The organism is Aggregatibacter sp. (assembly GCF_057314075.1).
On record NZ_DBHLAR010000009.1, the window covers coordinates 42,988 to 60,223 of the forward strand.

At 41.8% G+C, this 17,236-nt stretch carries 11 protein-coding genes, 1 pseudogene, 1 CRISPR repeat array and 1 riboswitch (1 of these 14 cut by a window edge); of the genes and pseudogenes, 3 read left to right on the forward strand and 9 right to left on the reverse strand.

The window, feature by feature from the left end:
• Positions 1 to 35: 35 nt before the first annotated feature.
• Positions 36 to 138, reverse strand: a riboswitch (TPP riboswitch).
• A 67-nt stretch (positions 139 to 205) separates the two neighbouring features.
• Both ACO5E4_RS06935 and ACO5E4_RS06940 read right to left on the reverse strand, forming a co-directional pair.
• Positions 206 to 1,720, reverse strand: a complete 1,515-nt coding sequence (locus tag ACO5E4_RS06935; RefSeq protein ID WP_485862525.1) for a DHA2 family efflux MFS transporter permease subunit — start codon at positions 1,718 to 1,720, stop codon at positions 206 to 208.
• A gap of 12 nt (positions 1,721 to 1,732) precedes the next feature.
• Positions 1,733 to 2,893 (reverse strand): EmrA/EmrK family multidrug efflux transporter periplasmic adaptor subunit, encoded by a 1,161-nt coding sequence (locus ACO5E4_RS06940; RefSeq protein ID WP_485862526.1) that lies wholly within the window; start codon positions 2,891 to 2,893, stop codon positions 1,733 to 1,735.
• 190 nt (positions 2,894 to 3,083) lie between these two features.
• Here ACO5E4_RS06940 and ACO5E4_RS06945 point away from each other — a divergent pair, with 190 nt between their 5' ends.
• Positions 3,084 to 3,566, forward strand: coding sequence for a ferritin-like domain-containing protein (locus ACO5E4_RS06945; RefSeq protein WP_314401225.1), 483 nt, complete (start codon positions 3,084 to 3,086; stop codon positions 3,564 to 3,566).
• Between the two features lie 120 nt (positions 3,567 to 3,686).
• On the opposite strand, the gene rnb is transcribed toward ACO5E4_RS06945, so the two are convergent.
• From rnb to ACO5E4_RS06960, 3 genes are all read right to left on the reverse strand, one after another.
• On the reverse strand, positions 3,687 to 5,666 hold the full coding sequence (gene rnb / locus ACO5E4_RS06950; RefSeq protein ID WP_485862527.1) for an exoribonuclease II: 1,980 nt from the start codon (positions 5,664 to 5,666) through the stop codon (positions 3,687 to 3,689).
• A gap of 124 nt (positions 5,667 to 5,790) precedes the next feature.
• Positions 5,791 to 6,579, reverse strand: coding sequence for an enoyl-ACP reductase FabI (locus tag ACO5E4_RS06955; protein WP_485862528.1), 789 nt, complete (start codon positions 6,577 to 6,579; stop codon positions 5,791 to 5,793).
• Between the two features lie 90 nt (positions 6,580 to 6,669).
• Entirely contained in the window at positions 6,670 to 7,425 is a 756-nt protein-coding gene (locus ACO5E4_RS06960; protein WP_485862529.1) for a Nif3-like dinuclear metal center hexameric protein, read from the reverse strand.
• 372 nt (positions 7,426 to 7,797) lie between these two features.
• On the opposite strand from ACO5E4_RS06960, the gene cas1f reads away from it, so the two are divergent.
• Both cas1f and cas3f read left to right on the forward strand, forming a co-directional pair.
• Positions 7,798 to 8,763 carry a type I-F CRISPR-associated endonuclease Cas1f gene (gene cas1f / locus ACO5E4_RS06965; RefSeq protein ID WP_485862530.1) on the forward strand — a complete coding sequence of 322 codons (966 nt, stop codon included), beginning with the start codon at positions 7,798 to 7,800 and terminating at the stop codon, positions 8,761 to 8,763.
• Positions 8,760 to 12,053, forward strand: coding sequence for a type I-F CRISPR-associated helicase Cas3f (cas3f, locus tag ACO5E4_RS06970; protein ID WP_485862531.1), 3,294 nt, complete (start codon positions 8,760 to 8,762; stop codon positions 12,051 to 12,053). The genes cas1f and cas3f overlap by 4 nt, the downstream gene beginning before the upstream one ends.
• 46 nt (positions 12,054 to 12,099) lie before the next feature.
• Here cas3f and cas6f read toward each other — a convergent pair whose 3' ends face one another.
• The 4 genes and pseudogenes from cas6f to csy1 form a co-directional block, all read right to left on the reverse strand.
• Complete coding sequence (cas6f, locus tag ACO5E4_RS06975) at positions 12,100 to 12,660, reverse strand: type I-F CRISPR-associated endoribonuclease Cas6/Csy4 (RefSeq protein WP_314954148.1); 561 nt, start codon at positions 12,658 to 12,660, stop codon at positions 12,100 to 12,102.
• A gap of 2 nt (positions 12,661 to 12,662) precedes the next feature.
• A complete protein-coding gene (csy3, locus tag ACO5E4_RS06980; RefSeq protein WP_485862532.1) occupies positions 12,663 to 13,679 on the reverse strand; it encodes a type I-F CRISPR-associated protein Csy3 in 1,017 nt (338 codons plus the stop codon).
• A complete protein-coding gene (csy2, locus tag ACO5E4_RS06985; protein ID WP_485862533.1) occupies positions 13,679 to 14,638 on the reverse strand; it encodes a type I-F CRISPR-associated protein Csy2 in 960 nt (319 codons plus the stop codon). The genes csy3 and csy2 overlap by 1 nt, the downstream gene beginning before the upstream one ends.
• A gap of 9 nt (positions 14,639 to 14,647) precedes the next feature.
• Positions 14,648 to 15,988, reverse strand: a pseudogene (gene csy1, locus ACO5E4_RS06990) (type I-F CRISPR-associated protein Csy1).
• A 329-nt stretch (positions 15,989 to 16,317) separates the two neighbouring features.
• A CRISPR array of direct repeats spans positions 16,318 to 17,236; the repeat unit is 28 nt; unit sequence TTTCTAAGCTGCCTATTCGGCAGTGAAG; it runs 2,831 nt beyond the window's last position.

Sequence of the window (17,236 nt, forward strand, 5' to 3'; positions counted from 1 at the left end):
ACGGGGAAAATCGGCCGAAATAAGCCATGGAAGCAGAGTGAAGTGCATTAGTTTCCTACGTCAGTGCTAACTGTATCAGGTTCACGGGTATTTCTCAGCTCCATTATTTAAGCTAACGGAGCACCCCGACTAACGCGCATTACTATAGGCGTTTGTTATTGATTTGTAAATAAAAGTGAAAAATATTTCTTTTGGGGACCGCACTTTAATGTCGGTTTCCAAAAGGCGGTTTGGCAAACCAGACCAATATAAATAACACCAAAAACAGCACGGCAGATAACCAAAAAATCTCGTTGGCGCCGATGATAAACCCTTGCGATGTAATGTTACGGGCAAGCAGAGAAGAGGTTTGTTCTTCGCCCATGCCAAAACGCTCCATCATCTGGTAATACTGTTGTGCGTTCGGGTTATACGGGGTAATGGCTTCAGTCAGTTGTGAGTGGTGAACGGCTTCACGGTTATACCACAAGAATGTAGTAAGGGAAGTGCCGATAGAACCGGCGAGGGTTCGCAAAAAGTTAAACAAACTGGAAGCTGAGGCCATTTTGTGCGCCGGTAAATCAGACAGCGTAATGGTGGTGAGCGGCATGAAGAAACAGGCAACAGCTAACCCTTGTACCATTTGCGGCAGTGCCACATCGGCAAAGCTCATGCCCGGTTCAAAGGTAACGGCACGCCAATAAAAGGTAACGGCATAGACTACAAAGCTGATGGTCACCAAAATACGCATATCGATTTTATGTCCAAACTTACCGATAAGAGGGGATAACAAAATCGGGAACAGTCCTACGGGCGCTGATGCTAAGCCGGCCCAAGTGGCGGTGTAGCCAAAAACCTGTTGCAACAACAAGGGAATTAATACGACGGAGCCGAGGTAAATTAAAAATGCCAAGCTGGTGGATAAACAGCCCACAGTGAAATTGCGTTGCTTGAATAAGGAAATATCCACCACAGGGTTGTCGTCCGTCAGTTCCCAAATGACAAGCGCGGTTAAGGTTACGGCGGAAATGACGGCAAGGATAATGATTTCAGTGGAGTTAAACCAATCCTGCTCACGTCCTTGATCCAGCATTAATTGCAAGCAGCCTACGCCTAACACCAATAAGACTAGTCCCACCGTATCAATAGGTTGGTGCTGAATTTTACTTTCTCGTGGCATTAATATTTTCCAACTGGTACTGATAATGAACAGTCCAACGGGCACATTAATAAAGAAGATCCACCCCCAATGTAAATTATCACTGATCCAACCACCGAGAATGGGACCGAAAATCGGTGCAACTACAATGGTCATTGCCCAAAATGCCAATGCCATGCCCCGTTTTTCCGAAGGATAGTTATTGAGTAGCAAACTCTGAGACAGCGGAATAATCGGGCCTGCCGCTAATCCTTGGAAAATACGGCATAGAATCAACATTTCCAAGCTATGGGAAATGCCGCATAACCAAGAGGCTAAAACAAAAAGTGCGGTGGAAATGAGGAATAATTTTACTTCCCCAAAACGTTTGGCAAGCCAGCCGGTAATCGGAATAGAAATCGCATTGGCGACGCCGAAAGAGGTAATCACCCAAGTGCCTTGGCTGAACGATGCGCCGAGATCGCCCGAAATCGTGGGGATCGCCACGTTTGCAATGGTGGAATCCAATACTTGCATGAACGTGGCAAGAGACAGCGCTAACGTAATGATGCCAAGGGCAGCACCTTCAATAGGTTTTTGCATGATGGGCAAACCTTAGTTTGTATTGTCGCGAATAATTTTTTCGATGAGATTTTCCACCGCACTTTGATCATAATTCAACGTATTGGTGGAATAGAGCGGCGCAGTACGTTTTTGTTGCGATAACATTTCACCACGGGTATCTGAAATATTCACTTCAACCAAGGTAGATAAGCCCATACGCAACGGGTAGTTAGCGATTTGTTGTGCATCTAAGCTGATACGTACAGGCACACGTTGCACCACTTTGATCCAGTTACCGGTGGCATTCTGGGCAGGGAGCAAAGAAAATGCGCTGCCGGTTCCCATTTCGATACCTTCTACTTTGCCATCAAATTTCACATCATGACCGTATAAATCAAAGGATAATTTCACCGGTTGCCCGATTCGCATATCTTTTAATTGTGTTTCTTTGAAATTGGCATCCACCCACATTTGTTCGTTGGAAATAATTGCCATTAGCGCACTACCCACGGCAACTTTTTGTCCCACTTGTGTGCTTCGGCGTGCCACATAGCCATCGACCGGGCTGGTGATTTTCGTGCGTTGCAAATTGAGCCACGCCTGTTTGACCGAACTGATGGCTTTTTGAATTTCCGGCTGCTCTTTCAGAGGCACATTCATTAATAAGGATTTATTGGCAGCAAGTTGGTTTTTCACGGCGTTTAAGTTGGCTTCCGCTGTCATTACCGCTTCTCTGGCGTGTTGTAGCGATTCTTTATCAATCGCTCCGCTTTTTCCTAACTGTTCACGGCGCACTAAATCGCCTTGTGCTTTCGTCAACGCCGTTTGGTTGGCTTGAACCGTTGCTTCCAGTTGTTTCACGGTGTAGCCAAGCTGCGACATTTGGCGTACTGCACTTGCCAAGGTATTTTGTGCTTGGCTGAAACTCAGTTGATAATCCGTGTCATCCAATTCAAGTAACACATCTCCCGCATGCACAAAATCCATGTTTTCTACGTTAATTTGTCGCACGTTTCCGGCAATTTGCGAAGAAATCATCACTTGGTTGCCACTCACATAAGCGTCTTCAGTGGTTTGATAATCCTTAATAAAATAGAACCAATATAATCCGGCGAGGATCGCCATGAGAATAAGCAAAAAAAAGAAAATGCCTAAGGCTTTTTTGCGTGTATTTTTTTGGGGAGAAGCGATTGATTTGCTTGCGTCTGTCATTTATGTTCCTTTTTGATAGTTTTTAGAAATGATTATTAATAATTCCATCTTTATTATCTATCAATTCTATTCAATGTAACAATTAGCGCCATTATGTGCTTTTTTCTATACTTACGCCAACAAAAACGAACGAGGTTAAGCATTACATCGTTCATCTTTTATAAATTAACAAAGTAGAGGAGAACATATTATGTCAAAAACATTTATTGGTTTAGATACCGCAAAATCTAAAGAATTAGCTGCAAAATTAAATGAATTATTAGCCACTTATCAAGTTTTCTACACCAACGTGCGTGGTTATCACTGGAACATTAAAGACGTGAACTTCTTTGAATTACACGCAAAATTTGAAGAAATTTACACTGATTTAGTGGAAAAAGTGGACGAAGTGGCAGAACGTATTTTAACCTTGGGCTACACCCCAAACAATGCGTTTAGCCAATATTTAAGCCATTCTCGTATTAAAGAAGATATTGCTGTGAGCACTGCAGTTGCTTGCTTAAGAGGCACACTAGAAGGCTTTAAAGTGTTACTGGCTCAACAACGTGAAATTCTTGCTTTGGCGGCAGATGCCGGTGATGAAGGCACCGTTTCACAAATGAGTGATTACATTAAAGCACAAGAAAAATTAGTTTGGATGTTCCAAGCTGCTTGCCAAACTTGTGCAAACTAAAATATAGCCTGCATGAAAGAAAAACCTGCTTAAGCTTAATGTTTAAGCAGGTTTTTTATAGCAAGTGCGGTGGTTTTTTATGGTGTTTTATAAAACATTGCTAAAACCTACCGCACTTTTTTATTTAATCACTACGCCGACAATGCTGCGTGTGTCTTCACGGACTTCGGTTAACTGTACACGCAAGATATCACCGATTTTGTATAACCGCTGATCTTTCACATAAAAAGCGATTTCATCAGGATTAATCACGATCTCTTCTTTATTGTCGTGTAAGGTTGAGGCAGGAATAAACATGGAAGCACCATTTTCTAGCAACATCACACGTAAACCGCCACGGGTCACATCTTGTACTTCTGCGTCAAATTCGGGTTTTTCAGCGACTTTATCCGCCAAATAGCGACAATATAACCAATCGGCAATATCACGTTCCACCAAGCGATTTTGGCGGCGTGCTTCTTGTAAACGGGCGAGTACGCTTTCTTCCGGTTTCGCAAAATCTCGGCCCGCTAAATGGGCTTTGATTAAGCGATGGTTCACCATATCCGAATATTTGCGGATTGGTGAAGTCCACGTGGCATAGCCGTTTAAGCCTAGACCAAAGTGCGGTGCCAATTCCGCTTTAAATTCTGCGAAAGTGAGAAAACGGCGCAAACGGAATTCCAAATAATCCCCTTCAATCGGTTCAATATCATGGCGCATTTGGCAATAGCCGTTTAAGGTTGCCAGATTTTCGAGTGCATAACGGATTTGTAATTCTGCTTTGTTTTCCTCATTGGCTAAATTGGCTAACAAGAAATGGTGGGCATTTTCCAAGAATTTTTTATCGAATCCGCTGTGCGTGTTGAAAATGCCACATTGCAAGTTTTCATGTAAAAATTGGGCAGCGCAGATATTGGCAATAATCATGGCTTCTTCCACGATTTGGTTGGCAATACGACGGTATTCCGCTTTAATTTCTTGCACTTTGCCGTTTTCTGCCAGCACGAAAGAATAATCCGGTTTTTCTTTAAAGAGCAGAGCATGGGTTTTACGCCATTGCGTTCTGGTTAGGGTAAATTGGTGCAGCCAGTGAATTTGCTGTGCTGTTTCCGGATTTTCCGGTTGCCAAGCATTGTCTTTGCCTTCTAAGTAATCGGAAACATTGTTATAGGCTAATTTGGCTTTAGATTGCACTTCTGCCAATACAAATCGTGAAGGCGCGGTGATGTTGCCGGCTAAATCTGTTTGAATATAACACACTAATGCCGGGCGGATTTCGTTCGGTTTGAGGGAGCATAGCTCGTCAGACAGTTCCCGTGGCAACATTGGAATATTGAAACCGGGCAAATAATTGGTGAAACAACGTTGTTTAGCGTCTTTTTCGATTTGTGAATGTGGGGCGATATAAGCCGTTGGATCGGCAATAGCCACCACTAATTGCCAGCCGGTTTGTTCACCGCTTGAGGTGATAGGCTCAATATACAAGGCATCGTCCATGTCCTGCGTGGTTTCAGCATCGATGGTGACGAAGTGAAGTGCGGTCAGATTTTCGCGCGTTTCTTGATCCTGCATTTCATAGTGATCTTGTCCTTGCACCGGTTCACGCGGTTGTTCGTGACGCGCAAGAGTCACCCACCAAGGTGCTAGTTCATCATTGGCGTGGCAAATAAATTGAGTGATTTGCGCATAGAAAAAACGATCGTCGCGCAAAGGGTGGGTTTTTAAGGTTGCCACAACCCAATCGCCTTCCTGTAATTCTTCTTTGACGGCTTTGCTTTGTGCGGCGCCAATGGGCTGATTGATGTTAGGGTGATCAACAAGCACCTGCAATTTCTTGTCTTTATTGAACCGCACTTTCGCGATAAAACGGGTAAGCATCGGCTCGATTAAGGCTTCCGGTTCCGCTTGTTCTTTATCCCCTTGTTTTTCGATAGTGGCGCTGATTTTGTCGCCGTGCATCACTTTTTTCATGGCAGGTGGCGCAATAAAGTAACTTTTTTTATCACATTCTAAAAAGCCATAGGCTTTATCGGAGCCTTTTACCGTGCCTTCTACACGTTCTTTGCTGTCATGAATTTGTTGTTTGAGTTGTGCGAGTAATGGGTTGTCTTGGAACATAATTATTTTTATCGTAGGGCAGCGTGGAGGCAGCCGAAATTATCATAAAATGGCGGAGTGAACTCCGCTTTACAAATAGAAAAGGCAGGTTAAAAAACCTGCCAATAAATAAAGGAAGAAAAAATTATTCTTCGCCTAGTTCGCCCATGGCGGTGATGCTGAAGCCTGCATCAACATGGACGATTTCACCGGTGATCCCGGAGGCTAAATCAGAGCATAAGAACGCCGCGGAGTTGCCTACATCTTCGATAGTCACGGTGCGGCGTAATGCAGCGGTTTTCTCGAAGGTTGCCAACATTTTCTTGAAGTTTTTAATACCGGAAGCCGCTAAGGTACGAATCGGGCCTGCAGAAATGGCGTTCACGCGAATGCCGTCTTTGCCTAAATCTGCTGCCATCACACGGGTTGCCGCTTCAAGAGAGGCTTTGGCTAAACACATCACATTGTAGTTTGGAATCGCACGTTCTGCACCTAAGTAAGAAAGGGTTAATAATGCCGCATTCGGATTCAAATATGGACGTGCTGCTTGCGCCATTGCTACAAAACTGTATGCGCTGATGTCGTGGGCAATGCGATAACCTTCACGGGTTGCCGCATTCACATAGTCGCCGTCTAATTGATCGCCCGGTGCGAATGCGATGGCGTGTACGAAACCATCGAATTTATCCCAGTGTTTGCTTAATTCTGCGAAGCAGTTTTGAATGCTTTCATCAGTAGCAACATCTAACGGAAGAACGATGTCTGCGCCAAATTCTTTGGCAAATTCTTCAACACGCGGTTGTAATTTTTCATTTAAATAAGTGAACGCTAATTCTGCGCCTTGCTCTTTCATCGCTTTTGCAATGCCGTAGGCGATAGAACGATTGCTGGCGAGACCTGTAACTAAAATACGTTTACCTGTTAAGAAACCCATAATTATTCCTGTTTGTTTTAGTGAAAAAATTGGCGAGATTATACTTGTTTTGCTTGTTTTGAGCAATGTAGCGATCTTTGGTTTAACCAGTTATGCCGGATTATCGATATCTTTAAATTCTACGTCAAAACCGTGTTCGTTTGCCAGCCATTCACCTAACGCTTTTACGCCATAACGTTCAGTGGCGTGGTGACCTGCAGCAAAGAAATGAATTCCTTGCTCCCTCGCAGAATGGATCGTTTGTTCAGATACTTCTCCGGTGATAAAGGCGTCACAACCTTGGGCTGCGGCAAGATCAATATAACCTTGACCACCACCGGTGCAGATACCGATTTTGCGGATAAAGTGCGGTCCGTTTTCTGTGCAAATTAATGGTGTTCGATTTAACACGCGTTCGATGCGTTCTGCAAATTGTTCTGCAGTTAACGGTTCTTTTAATGTACCCCACACCGGAATGCTGACTGTGTTTTTTTCTAACGGTTGAAGGTTTTTGACACCAAGTAATTGAGCAAGTTGAGCGTTGTTGCCGATTTCGGGGTGAACATCCAAAGGCAAATGATAACCGTATAAATTGATGTCATTAACCAATAATGTTTTAATTCGCTTGCCTTTCATGCCGCGGATACAAGGGTTTTCGCTCTTCCAAAAATAACCGTGATGAACGAGCAATGCATCGGCTTTTTGTTTAACGGCATAATCAATTAGGGCTTGGCTGGCGGTGACACCGGTGATAATTTTTTTGACCTCGGCTTTGCCTTCCACTTGTAAGCCATTTGGTGCGTAATCACTTATGACATCGCTATTGAGCTTTTGATTAAGTAGATTTTCTAGGGCTAAATTGTGCATAAACATTCTCTGAATAAAGAAAAGAATGGCGTAATAATAATGACTTTAGCGGGGAATAAGAAGAAAAAAATGGCCGGTGCGAATATCTTTGGTAAAGACGTGGGGGAGTTTTTGCACCGGCCAATGTGTTTAAGAATGACGACTATCTTAAATAAAAACGAGTTCATTATACAAATTATTATATAGCGATCAAGAAAAATTTAAAGATTTAGGTAAAAAAACTTTATCTCATGTTGTCTAGCTTGATGTATATAGTGAGAACATAATGAAAATAAAAGAAAATTTCTTTCTTAAAGAAGAAATACCTTGATCATAGTGATATATCAGCAGTAGCATTTTTGACAAATTTCATCTTATGTAAGGACCAATTTCATGCCTAGAATGCCTTATATTCCTTCTTCCGATCTTAAAACAATTCTGCATTCTAAACGCGCTAACTTGTATTATTTAGAACATTGCCGGGTTTTACTCAATGGTGGACGAGTGGAATATGTGACTGATCAAGGTCATGAATCCTTGTATTGGAACATTCCTATTGCCAATACCACGTGCTTATTGCTAGGAAGTGGAACTTCTATTACACAAGCAGCGATGCGCGAGCTTGCTAAAGCAGGAGTGATGGTAGGTTTTTGTAGTGGCGGTGGCACCCCATTATTTAATGGGACTGAGGCTGAAATCGGTTGTGATTTCTTTAGCCCACAAAGTGAGTATCGACCAGTGGAGTATTTGCAGCAATGGTGCGCTTTTTGGTTTGATGACACAAAACGTTTGTTAATTGCCAAATCATTGCAACATATCAGATTGCAAATTTTGCGAAGAAGTTGGGAAAAGTTAGATTGGGAGTTTGATTTGGACATACTGGATGCTGTAATTCAGAAATTTCAAGTTGAATTTCAACAGGCAGTGAATAGCCAGGCGTTGCTTGCCGCAGAAGGACGTTTTACCAAAGAAGTATATAAGTTAGCCAATTATTTTACGCTTTGCGATCCGAATTTTGTGCGTAGTGAGCGAGGCAACAGCATTGATTTAACCAATCAATTGTTAGATCACGGTAATTATTTAGCATATGGACTGGGCGCAACAGCCTGTTGGGTGCTCGGTTTACCACACGGTTTGGCTGTGTTGCACGGAAAAACACGCCGTGGCGGTTTGGTATTTGACGCGGCAGATATGATTAAGGACGCTATGATTTTGCCACAAGCCTTTATTTCTTCACAAAATGGCGATACAGAAAAAGAATTTCGCCAAATCTGCATTGAAAATTTTGCCCGTTTTGAAGCGTTAGATTTGATCATTGATGGGTTGAAACAACTGGCTGCTCAGGGAGTCGCGAAATGAACATTTTGCTGGTTAGCCAATGTCAGAAAAATGCATTGACGGAAACCCGTCGCATTTTAGATCAATTTGCCGAACGTTGCGGTGATCGTGTATGGCAAACGCCTATTACACAAGCAGGGTTAGATACATTGCATAAAATGCTACGACAAACAGCTCGTAAGAATACGGCGGTTGCGTGTTATTGGACTCATGGTAAAAATTTAACGGAATTACTTTGGATTGTTGGCGATAAATCACAATTTAATGCGGAAGGTCGTGTACCGACAAACCGAACCAAACGCAATATTTTACGAACGGAGGATGAAGGTGGTTGGTTACATGCGTATTCAATCCAAATTGTGACCGCACTTGCTGCGTTATTGCATGATTTAGGTAAAGCAAGTAAAGCCTTTCAATTAAAACTTAAACCCAACGTGCCTTTTCATGCGGATGCTTTTCGTCATGAATGGATTTCAGCCCGTTTATTTGAAGCGATGATTTCCGGTTGTCAAACAGATCAAGAATGGCTGGGGCGTTTGGCAAACTGGTCGGAATATAAAGAAAATTGGTTGAATGTACTCAATATTGATGAACCTAAAATCGTGAATAAGGCGGATTTTAGTCATTTACCGCCTTTGGCAAGAACATTGATTTGGTTAATCACCTCGCACCATCGTTTGCCATTTTTTAGTGATGTAAATAGGGAATTAAACGTAAGAAACCAAAAAAGCGTTTATCTGGATGACGCTAAATGGGAAAATTTTTATCAACGTCAACTCTATCCCACCGATCAATGGGTAAAAAACGAGAAAAGTACCCATCCCAATAAAAAGCAATTTTGGCAATTCGACTTTTTGGCGACGGATAGTCGGTCTTGGCAAAGAATGATGGGGCGCTGGGCGAGAAAAGCGTTAAATCATCCTGCATTATTGACCTCGGATTTTTCAGATCCTTTTTTCTTACTGGTGACTCGTTTATGTTTGATGGTGGGGGACCATCATTACTCTTCTTTACCGGCGGATATAACGTTAGGTGACAAAGATTTTAACTACAAACTCATTGCGAATACGGATAAAAATCACCAGGCGAAACAGGCATTGGATGAGCATCTGCTTGGCGTTTGTAAAACGGCCGTTTATTTTTCCCGTTTATTACCGAAATTGAAGGCGGAGCTGCCTGCCGTGAAACAGCATAAACCTTTTGTCCAACGCACCTCGATTCGGCGTTTTCAATGGCAAAATACGGCATTTGATTTGGCAAAATCTATTCGCAAAGAAACGGAAAAGTGCGGTCTGTTTTCCGTGAATTTAGCCAGCACCGGTTGCGGTAAAACCTTGGGGAATGCACGCATTATGTATGCGCTGGCTGATCCGCAAAAGGGAGCACGTTTTACCGCGGCATTAGGTTTGCGGGTTTTAACGTTACAAACAGGGCTGGCATTACAACAGAAATTAAGTTTGACCGAGGAGGCATTAGCTGTTTTGGTCGGTGGAAGTGCGGTCAAAAAATTGTATGAATTGCAGCAAACTAAAGAAAATAACGGTAGCGAATCGGTACAATATTGGTTTGAAGAAAATGAAGTTTATGGTGCCGACTTTATTGAATCTGCAATTGAAGATGAAAAATTTGCCGCGATTTTGCAGGAGCAGAAAGCACGAAAATTATTTTATGCACCAATTGTCACTTGTACTGTCGATCATTTAATGGGGGCGAGCGAAACGGCACGCGGCGGCAAATATATTGTGCCGATGTTGCGTTTACTGACGTCAGATTTAATTTTGGATGAACCGGATGATTTTAACCAAGATGATTTACCGGCACTTTCTCGTTTGGTACATCTTGCCGGTTTGTTTGGTTCACGCATTTTGCTGTCTTCAGCAACGATGACGCCTGATTTTATTTCCGGTTTATTCCGCGCATATCAATCAGGGCGGGAAATTTATAATCGTCAACAAGGACTTAATCAAAAGGCAATTTGTTGTGCTTGGTTTGATGAATTTAAACAAAAATCCGTCACTTGTACCACATTTGAGGAGTTTGAATCGGCACATCAACAGTTTGTGCAACGGCGGGCAGAAACCTTGCGTAAAGTCTCAGTGCGCCGAAAAGCACAAATTATGCTACTGCCGTTGTTAAAGAAAATTGAAAACCAATTGCTTGATGTGGCAACTTTAGCCGAGTATTTAGTGCAGCAGGCGATCGCCTTACATGATGCGCATAGCGAATACGATCCCATGACACAAAAACAAATCAGCTTCGGCTTAATTCGTTTTTCCAATATTAAGCCGATGATTCCTCTCGCCAAACAGCTTTTCCAACTGGAAAGTAGACCCGAATGGCAGGACTATCAAATTCATTTATGTTGTTATCATTCTAGGCAGTTATTGCTTCTGCGCTCAAAATTAGAAGAAAAACTGGATCGTATTTTAAATCGTACGGACAGCAAAAATGCATTTTGTCAGCCGGAAGTGATGACGGCAATGGTGAAGTCTCAAGCGAAACATCAATTATTTATTATATTGGGTAGCCCGGTTACCGAAGTGGGGCGGGATCATGACTACGATTGGGCGATTGTAGATCCGTCTTCAATGCGTTCTATTATTCAACTTGCCGGTAGGGTATGGCGGCATAGACCGGATAAAATTGCAGAACAACCGAATATTGCATTATTGCCGACCAATTGGCGCGGGTTAGCCGGACAAACCGGTGCGATTTTTAATAAGCCAGGATTTGAAGATAAACAACATCTTTTGGAAACGCACTGCACTGAAGAGTTAATTTCTGCTGAACAGCTTGAACGGATTGACTCCATTCCCCGACTTATAAAACGCGAAGATTTTCGACCGCACTTTTGTTTGGCGGATTTGGAACATCAAGCTACGGCAGATTTACTCAACAATACTGAAATTAATTGTGTAAATGCCTATTGGCATAAGGATTTGAGTAATCGATTCACGGCGAATTTGCCTCTGATGACCCGTTTTCGAAAATCACGCACACAACGAAATATTGTCTGTTTATTGGATGAAGAGGGAATTCCGTATTTTCGAGAGCAAGAACGCGCATGGGATACGCCGGATAACCCGCAAGATGCTTTACCGGAATTCCGTTATCAGGCATTAAACGTGAAAAATGATTTTGTTAAAACCTGGTTAGATATGCCTTTGCCGCTTGCATTAAGTGAGTTGGCTGAGAATTTGAGAGAGGAAAGTTTACTCTTTACTGCATTAAAATACGCTACAGTCACCTTAGACGAAAGCGCGGGACAATGGTGTTTTAATGAAACCTTGGGATTCTGGCGGGAGGATTAAAGTAAGTTTATAGCCTGTTTAAAACGAATTTAAACAGGATATATTTTTAGAAATGTGGCACAGTGGCCGTTTGGCTTAGGCCGTAGGCACTAAAAGATCCTTCGACGGATTTTGCTTTATAGACAGATTTTATGGCTAAAATAAATTGCTGTTTTGTGCTACTACTTTTCAAATGTGCGTGTGGATAGACACGTTGAGTCGCTTGTTTTTGCAGCATATTTTGTCGCACATCTTCAGTCCATTTACCTTGTGCCTTTAAACGTTTTTCCGCCCGCCGAAGGGCACTTTGTCCTTTCGACTGAACACGTTGATAAACACGGTAGCTTCTGACTTTTTCCGGAATCTGCATGCTTTCACTAATCAGTGCATAGTCGCGCAGTTCTTGCAATTTAAAATAAATAAAACCGCAATCATTCTCTGATCCGAAGATGCGAATAATGCCGCCGAGGGTCTTATCGTTGCCATAAGCGGGAAACGCAAGACCGATTCTGCCTTCAAAGTGCGGTAGAATTTGGTGGAGTTTTTGCAAACAGAAGCTGATAACTTCTGTTTGCAACATATCCACTTGCGGAATCGCTTTGATTTCAATGTAGTGGGTTTGTGTCATGCTTATTCCTTACCGCTTGCACCAAATACACCGCCACGGATAAGTACGCTAATGACATAATGCTGTTGTTTAACCTCAGGCGTTTTATCATTGAGGATCCAATTATCGAATAAAGTATAAAAATCTAATTTTTCTTTGGGTTGACGGAACGCCGTGCCTAAATTGGTGACTGCACCATAAGGTTCCACCGGAATTGGGAATTCGGCATCGGATTTGTACCATGTATCAATAGTGCGGATAGCATTGCCAACTTTTTGCGAGTGCATGGCCGCTTTTTCATTTTCAACTTTGTAGAGTGTTTTACTTTTGCGACTGTTGGAGTCAAGAATAAGCTCTTGTGAGGGATAAACTTCTTGTCCATAACCCATTTTGGCATAAGCCGTGACATTTAAAATTACAAATTGTTTGCCGCTTAATCCTGACTCGATGAAATCGGCAAGTGCTTTGAGTTCGATGGATTCATCATCAAAGTGATTTAATGAAAGGGCCTTAGCGTTATCGAAAGTGAGCGTTTTGTCATTAAATTCTACCTTAATTTTAATGCTTTCCGCATTCATTCGATTACGCCACAACCAACGGGCATTGGCAATATTGGCGGCATAGCGTTTGGCTAATTCGGAGAAACCTTTGTTCTGTACATAATTTTCTACGGTTTTGATGACTTTATCTTGATAATTTAGATTGTTACATACACAAGGTTTACCATTAAACGGCAACACTTTACAGGTAAAACGAGCAACTAAAGTATCATTTTTGTCATTTAATGTAGCAACATCGATAGTTTGTGGGTTGGCATCTTCAATATTTACATCTAGCTTAGTAGGATCATTTCCTTTAATTTTTGATAATCGGTGAGACATTGTGCCGCGAACAGATTTTTCACGAATTTTAACGGCTTCTTCAACCGGATTTTTATCTTGGCTGTTACATTGCGTAAAAAACGCATCGGAAATATCTAAATTGCGTTCAAATGCGAGTACGCTTGGGGTGGCGTTTGAGTTCTGTTTTGATTTGCTCATTATTGGTCTCCTTGTGAAATGAGGTATAAGCCGTTTTTAGGTTCGGTATAGCGCCAAAAACAGCGGGATAAATCTTGCGGTAAATTAAGTGGGAAAACCCATTTGCCTAAGCTATATAAGGTTTCCACATATTGGCTCGGGTAATCCTGTGTGCGGCAATGTTGTAGCTGTCCTGCATCAAACATTGGGGAAATCGCTTGATAGCCCACCGGAATCGGCACAAGCCATCCTCTGCCTTGTTTAATGCTGTAACTTTGCCATTCATTCGCTTTGGCATTAGGGTGGTTGGGAATATGGTGTAACGCCGCCGTTTCGATTAAGGCGTCCAATGCGGTGCTGTCGGGCTTCTTCTCTAAAATGACAAAATCTCCTTGTTTCAAGCCTTGTTGCAATTCTTTTGTAATTTTAATGAGTTCGGCCTGCGCATCCATCAACACAAATCCCGGCAGTAATTGACTTTTGATTATCCATTCTTCTTCAATATGACGTAACTGAACGTCTTCAATACTGAAAACGGAACCGCCGGCAATCCGTTGTTGCATAAGCTGTGTTTTGCACTTTGATAAGAAATCTTTGGCTTCATCACAATCCGAATCATTTTTAATCCAACGGGAAAGTACTCTATCGGAAATCTGTAATTCAACGACCAAAGAAACCTCTAAATGCACTTTTCCTTCTTCAATAATCGGAGCCGTTTTGCCATTTTTCTTTAAGGGATTGCGTGTTTGGACAAAAGTGCGGTCGGAAAATAGCGTGGATTGATAAGCCTGTAGTTCATAATTGTGGCAGGCAATCATGACGCCATTTAATGTTGCTTGGCCATTTAGTTTTCGGCTCAAAGCATGTATTGCACCGACAAAGCCGCTAATAGCCGGAAAACCGTAACTTAAAGGACCGGAAATCGCATTGGCTGCTTGAATTTTAATGTGTTTAAAAACCAGATAAAAATCAGCGTTCATATTGGATCCTTATTTATTTAAGCGGGCTTGTGCGGCAATGGCTTTTTCCATATTTCTGCACCATTGGTTGTATTCCGGTGTTGCAAAATCTTGTTGAATGGATTTGAAACGCCATTTTAGGCAAGCATTAATCCACAGCGCAAATTGACGAATAATTTCAGCACTCCAATTATCTTGTTCAGCGTGTTATCGGAAGATCTCTTCACCATCAAGTTCGGCACGACCTGGATCTAACCAGTACTTTTGATATTCGTTGAGCAAATAGTCTTTACTCCAGCCTGCCGGATGGTTTTTTTGAATCCGCTCAGCCTGCATTAAAACCGTTTGCGCAATTAACTCCAGTGCAAATTTGCGCTTGTCTCTTTCCGGATAGATATTCTTTTCCGCTCCAACAACCTCATACAACAGATTAAAGCTCTCACGACAAGCATAGGCTAAACGGCGGTTAAAGATTGTCGTTTGTTTTTCGGTTAAGCGTATCTGTTCTTGCGATTTAAAAATTGGGGGAAGGGAAGGTAGTAGATAATGTCGACCTTTTTGAGATACGTTTAATAGCCCTACATTTTGGTAGTTGCTACCTCCAAGTATAGTCATTCCTATATTTTTTAATGTTGTATATGAAAGTTGTTTTGTATCTTGCTTATAGCGATTGGTTAATGCCAATTTGTTATTATCAGAATATCGTAATTGATTGATTTTATAGTAAAAATGGTTTGTTAATGTGGATGGATATAGTGGTACTAAACAAGTGTAGTTATCCTCTTGAGGGTCGGGGTGATTTACCCATAAAATTTGTTTATTACGCTCGTCGCTGAAGGGTTTTGTTAAATCACCTTTTAAGGCATTTTGAAAGCAGACTTTATATTGATTTGATAATTCCGGATCATCTGCAAAACAGCCTTCGAGACGAGGATCATCGGTGAGTAGTAATTCTTTCAGTGTAACCCCTTTTTCTGCATCAACAATAATATTAAAGAAACCGGCCAAAGGAAGTGCCGCCGCGTTTCCATTTGCATCAAGTTCTAATTTAGGGATTAATTGCGAACCGACAAGTTCAGGAGGAAGCGTCGGAGCAGATTGAAAATTTACGTTGTCTCCTTTTGAGGAAGAATGAATGCCGCGAGAAATGTGTGTTCCAAAATAAAGCTGTTTTGCTAAAACAAGCGCCGCATTTGGAATCCAAACATCAAAACGATATTTTTCGTCGTAGTCGGCAATTTTTTTTAGTAATTCCTCTTTATCTGAAAGATTGGCATTTTCTAGTTTTTTTCTATCGGCTTCTGATTTCTTATGATTTTGTTCAACAAGAAATTGCTGGATGGCTTTTATTATTGTTGCTTTCGTTATCATCGTTTTATCCATGGTAAATATATTTTTAGTTGGAACAGTTTTATAGCTAATTATATTAAGGACAATTAAAAAATTACGAAATTGAGAGCTTTATCACGAAATTTTTTGAATTTAGTTTTTATGACTGTATAGAGTTGTGATCGTGTCATATCTTAAAAAGATGATTTATTTGGGAAAGACTAGTGTAGTCTTGAAAACCGGCAAGTGCTTTAATGATCTACCCGTTCAGCAGTGAAGAATATTCTCCTTATACTCTGATTCTTGCCCGATTTCTAATCTTCTTATTTGGTAGTAAGGACGGGCAAGACCGCTACACCACAGAAATTATCTTTCTAAACTGCCTATTCGGCAGTGAAGTTGTAGATTGCTTTGCAGGCTCAGGGAGCGTCTTTCTAAGCTGCCTATTCGGCAGTGAAGTTGACACGATTAGCAAAGCAGCACGTCATAAATTTCTAAGCTGCCTATTCGGCAGTGAAGAAAGTCGGTTAACTGGTTAGCTCAAGCGTTTATTTCTAAGCTGCCTATTCGGCAGTGAAGTAACATCTTTCCCGCCTATAAATTCTTTCATTTTTCTAAGCTGCCTATTCGGCAGTGAAGGATGCGGATTACATTAAAAAATATCAGTCTCATTTCTAAGCTGCCTATTCGGCAGTGAAGATCTTCCATGAAGACGTGTTCGGATTTTGCCGTTTCTAAGCTGCCTATTCGGCAGTGAAGATAAATGGATGCCGTTTGTTGAGGAGTATTTGGTTTCTAAGCTGCCTATTCGGCAGTGAAGAAATTGTTTTGATCCATATTTAAATTACCTCATTTCTAAGCTGCCTATTCGGCAGTGAAGTTTTCTTTTAATTGCTTTAATGTTTCTGCAAATTTCTAAGCTGCCTATTCGGCAGTGAAGAGGATACTCATCAAGCCAACGCCAGTTATTCAGTTTCTAAGCTGCCTATTCGGCAGTGAAGTAAAATTATTTACGTAGTTGTTAACTACCGCATTTCTAAGCTGCCTATTCGGCAGTGAAGGTCATATCAGGGACTCGATTAGAGGGTGTAACTTTCTAAGCTGCCTATTCGGCAGTGAAGCTCCACTTCGGCGCTAGCCGATTCCCCGTTAATTTCTAAGCTGCCTATTCGGCAGTGAAGTGTTTACCCGCATCACTGAAAAATTAGGCGAATTTCTAAGCTGCCTATTCGGCAGTGAAGGAAGCGCCATCATTGCAGACCTACGAACACGTTTTCTAAGCTGCCTATT

What these genes read in the sequence shown, in the direction of transcription:
- ACO5E4_RS06935 (WP_485862525.1), bottom strand. Translation starts at nt 1,720, where the DNA reads ATGCAAAAACCTATTGAAGGTGCTGCCCTTGGCATCATTACGTTAGCG.
- ACO5E4_RS06940 (WP_485862526.1), bottom strand. Translation starts at nt 2,893, where the DNA reads ATGACAGACGCAAGCAAATCAATCGCTTCTCCCCAAAAAAATACACGC.
- ACO5E4_RS06945 (WP_314401225.1), top strand. Translation starts at nt 3,084, where the DNA reads ATGTCAAAAACATTTATTGGTTTAGATACCGCAAAATCTAAAGAATTA.
- rnb (WP_485862527.1), bottom strand. Translation starts at nt 5,666, where the DNA reads ATGTTCCAAGACAACCCATTACTCGCACAACTCAAACAACAAATTCAT.
- ACO5E4_RS06955 (WP_485862528.1), bottom strand. Translation starts at nt 6,579, where the DNA reads ATGGGTTTCTTAACAGGTAAACGTATTTTAGTTACAGGTCTCGCCAGC.
- ACO5E4_RS06960 (WP_485862529.1), bottom strand. Translation starts at nt 7,425, where the DNA reads ATGCACAATTTAGCCCTAGAAAATCTACTTAATCAAAAGCTCAATAGC.
- cas1f (WP_485862530.1), top strand. Translation starts at nt 7,798, where the DNA reads ATGCCTAGAATGCCTTATATTCCTTCTTCCGATCTTAAAACAATTCTG.
- cas3f (WP_485862531.1), top strand. Translation starts at nt 8,760, where the DNA reads ATGAACATTTTGCTGGTTAGCCAATGTCAGAAAAATGCATTGACGGAA.
- cas6f (WP_314954148.1), bottom strand. Translation starts at nt 12,660, where the DNA reads ATGACACAAACCCACTACATTGAAATCAAAGCGATTCCGCAAGTGGAT.
- csy3 (WP_485862532.1), bottom strand. Translation starts at nt 13,679, where the DNA reads ATGAGCAAATCAAAACAGAACTCAAACGCCACCCCAAGCGTACTCGCA.
- csy2 (WP_485862533.1), bottom strand. Translation starts at nt 14,638, where the DNA reads ATGAACGCTGATTTTTATCTGGTTTTTAAACACATTAAAATTCAAGCA.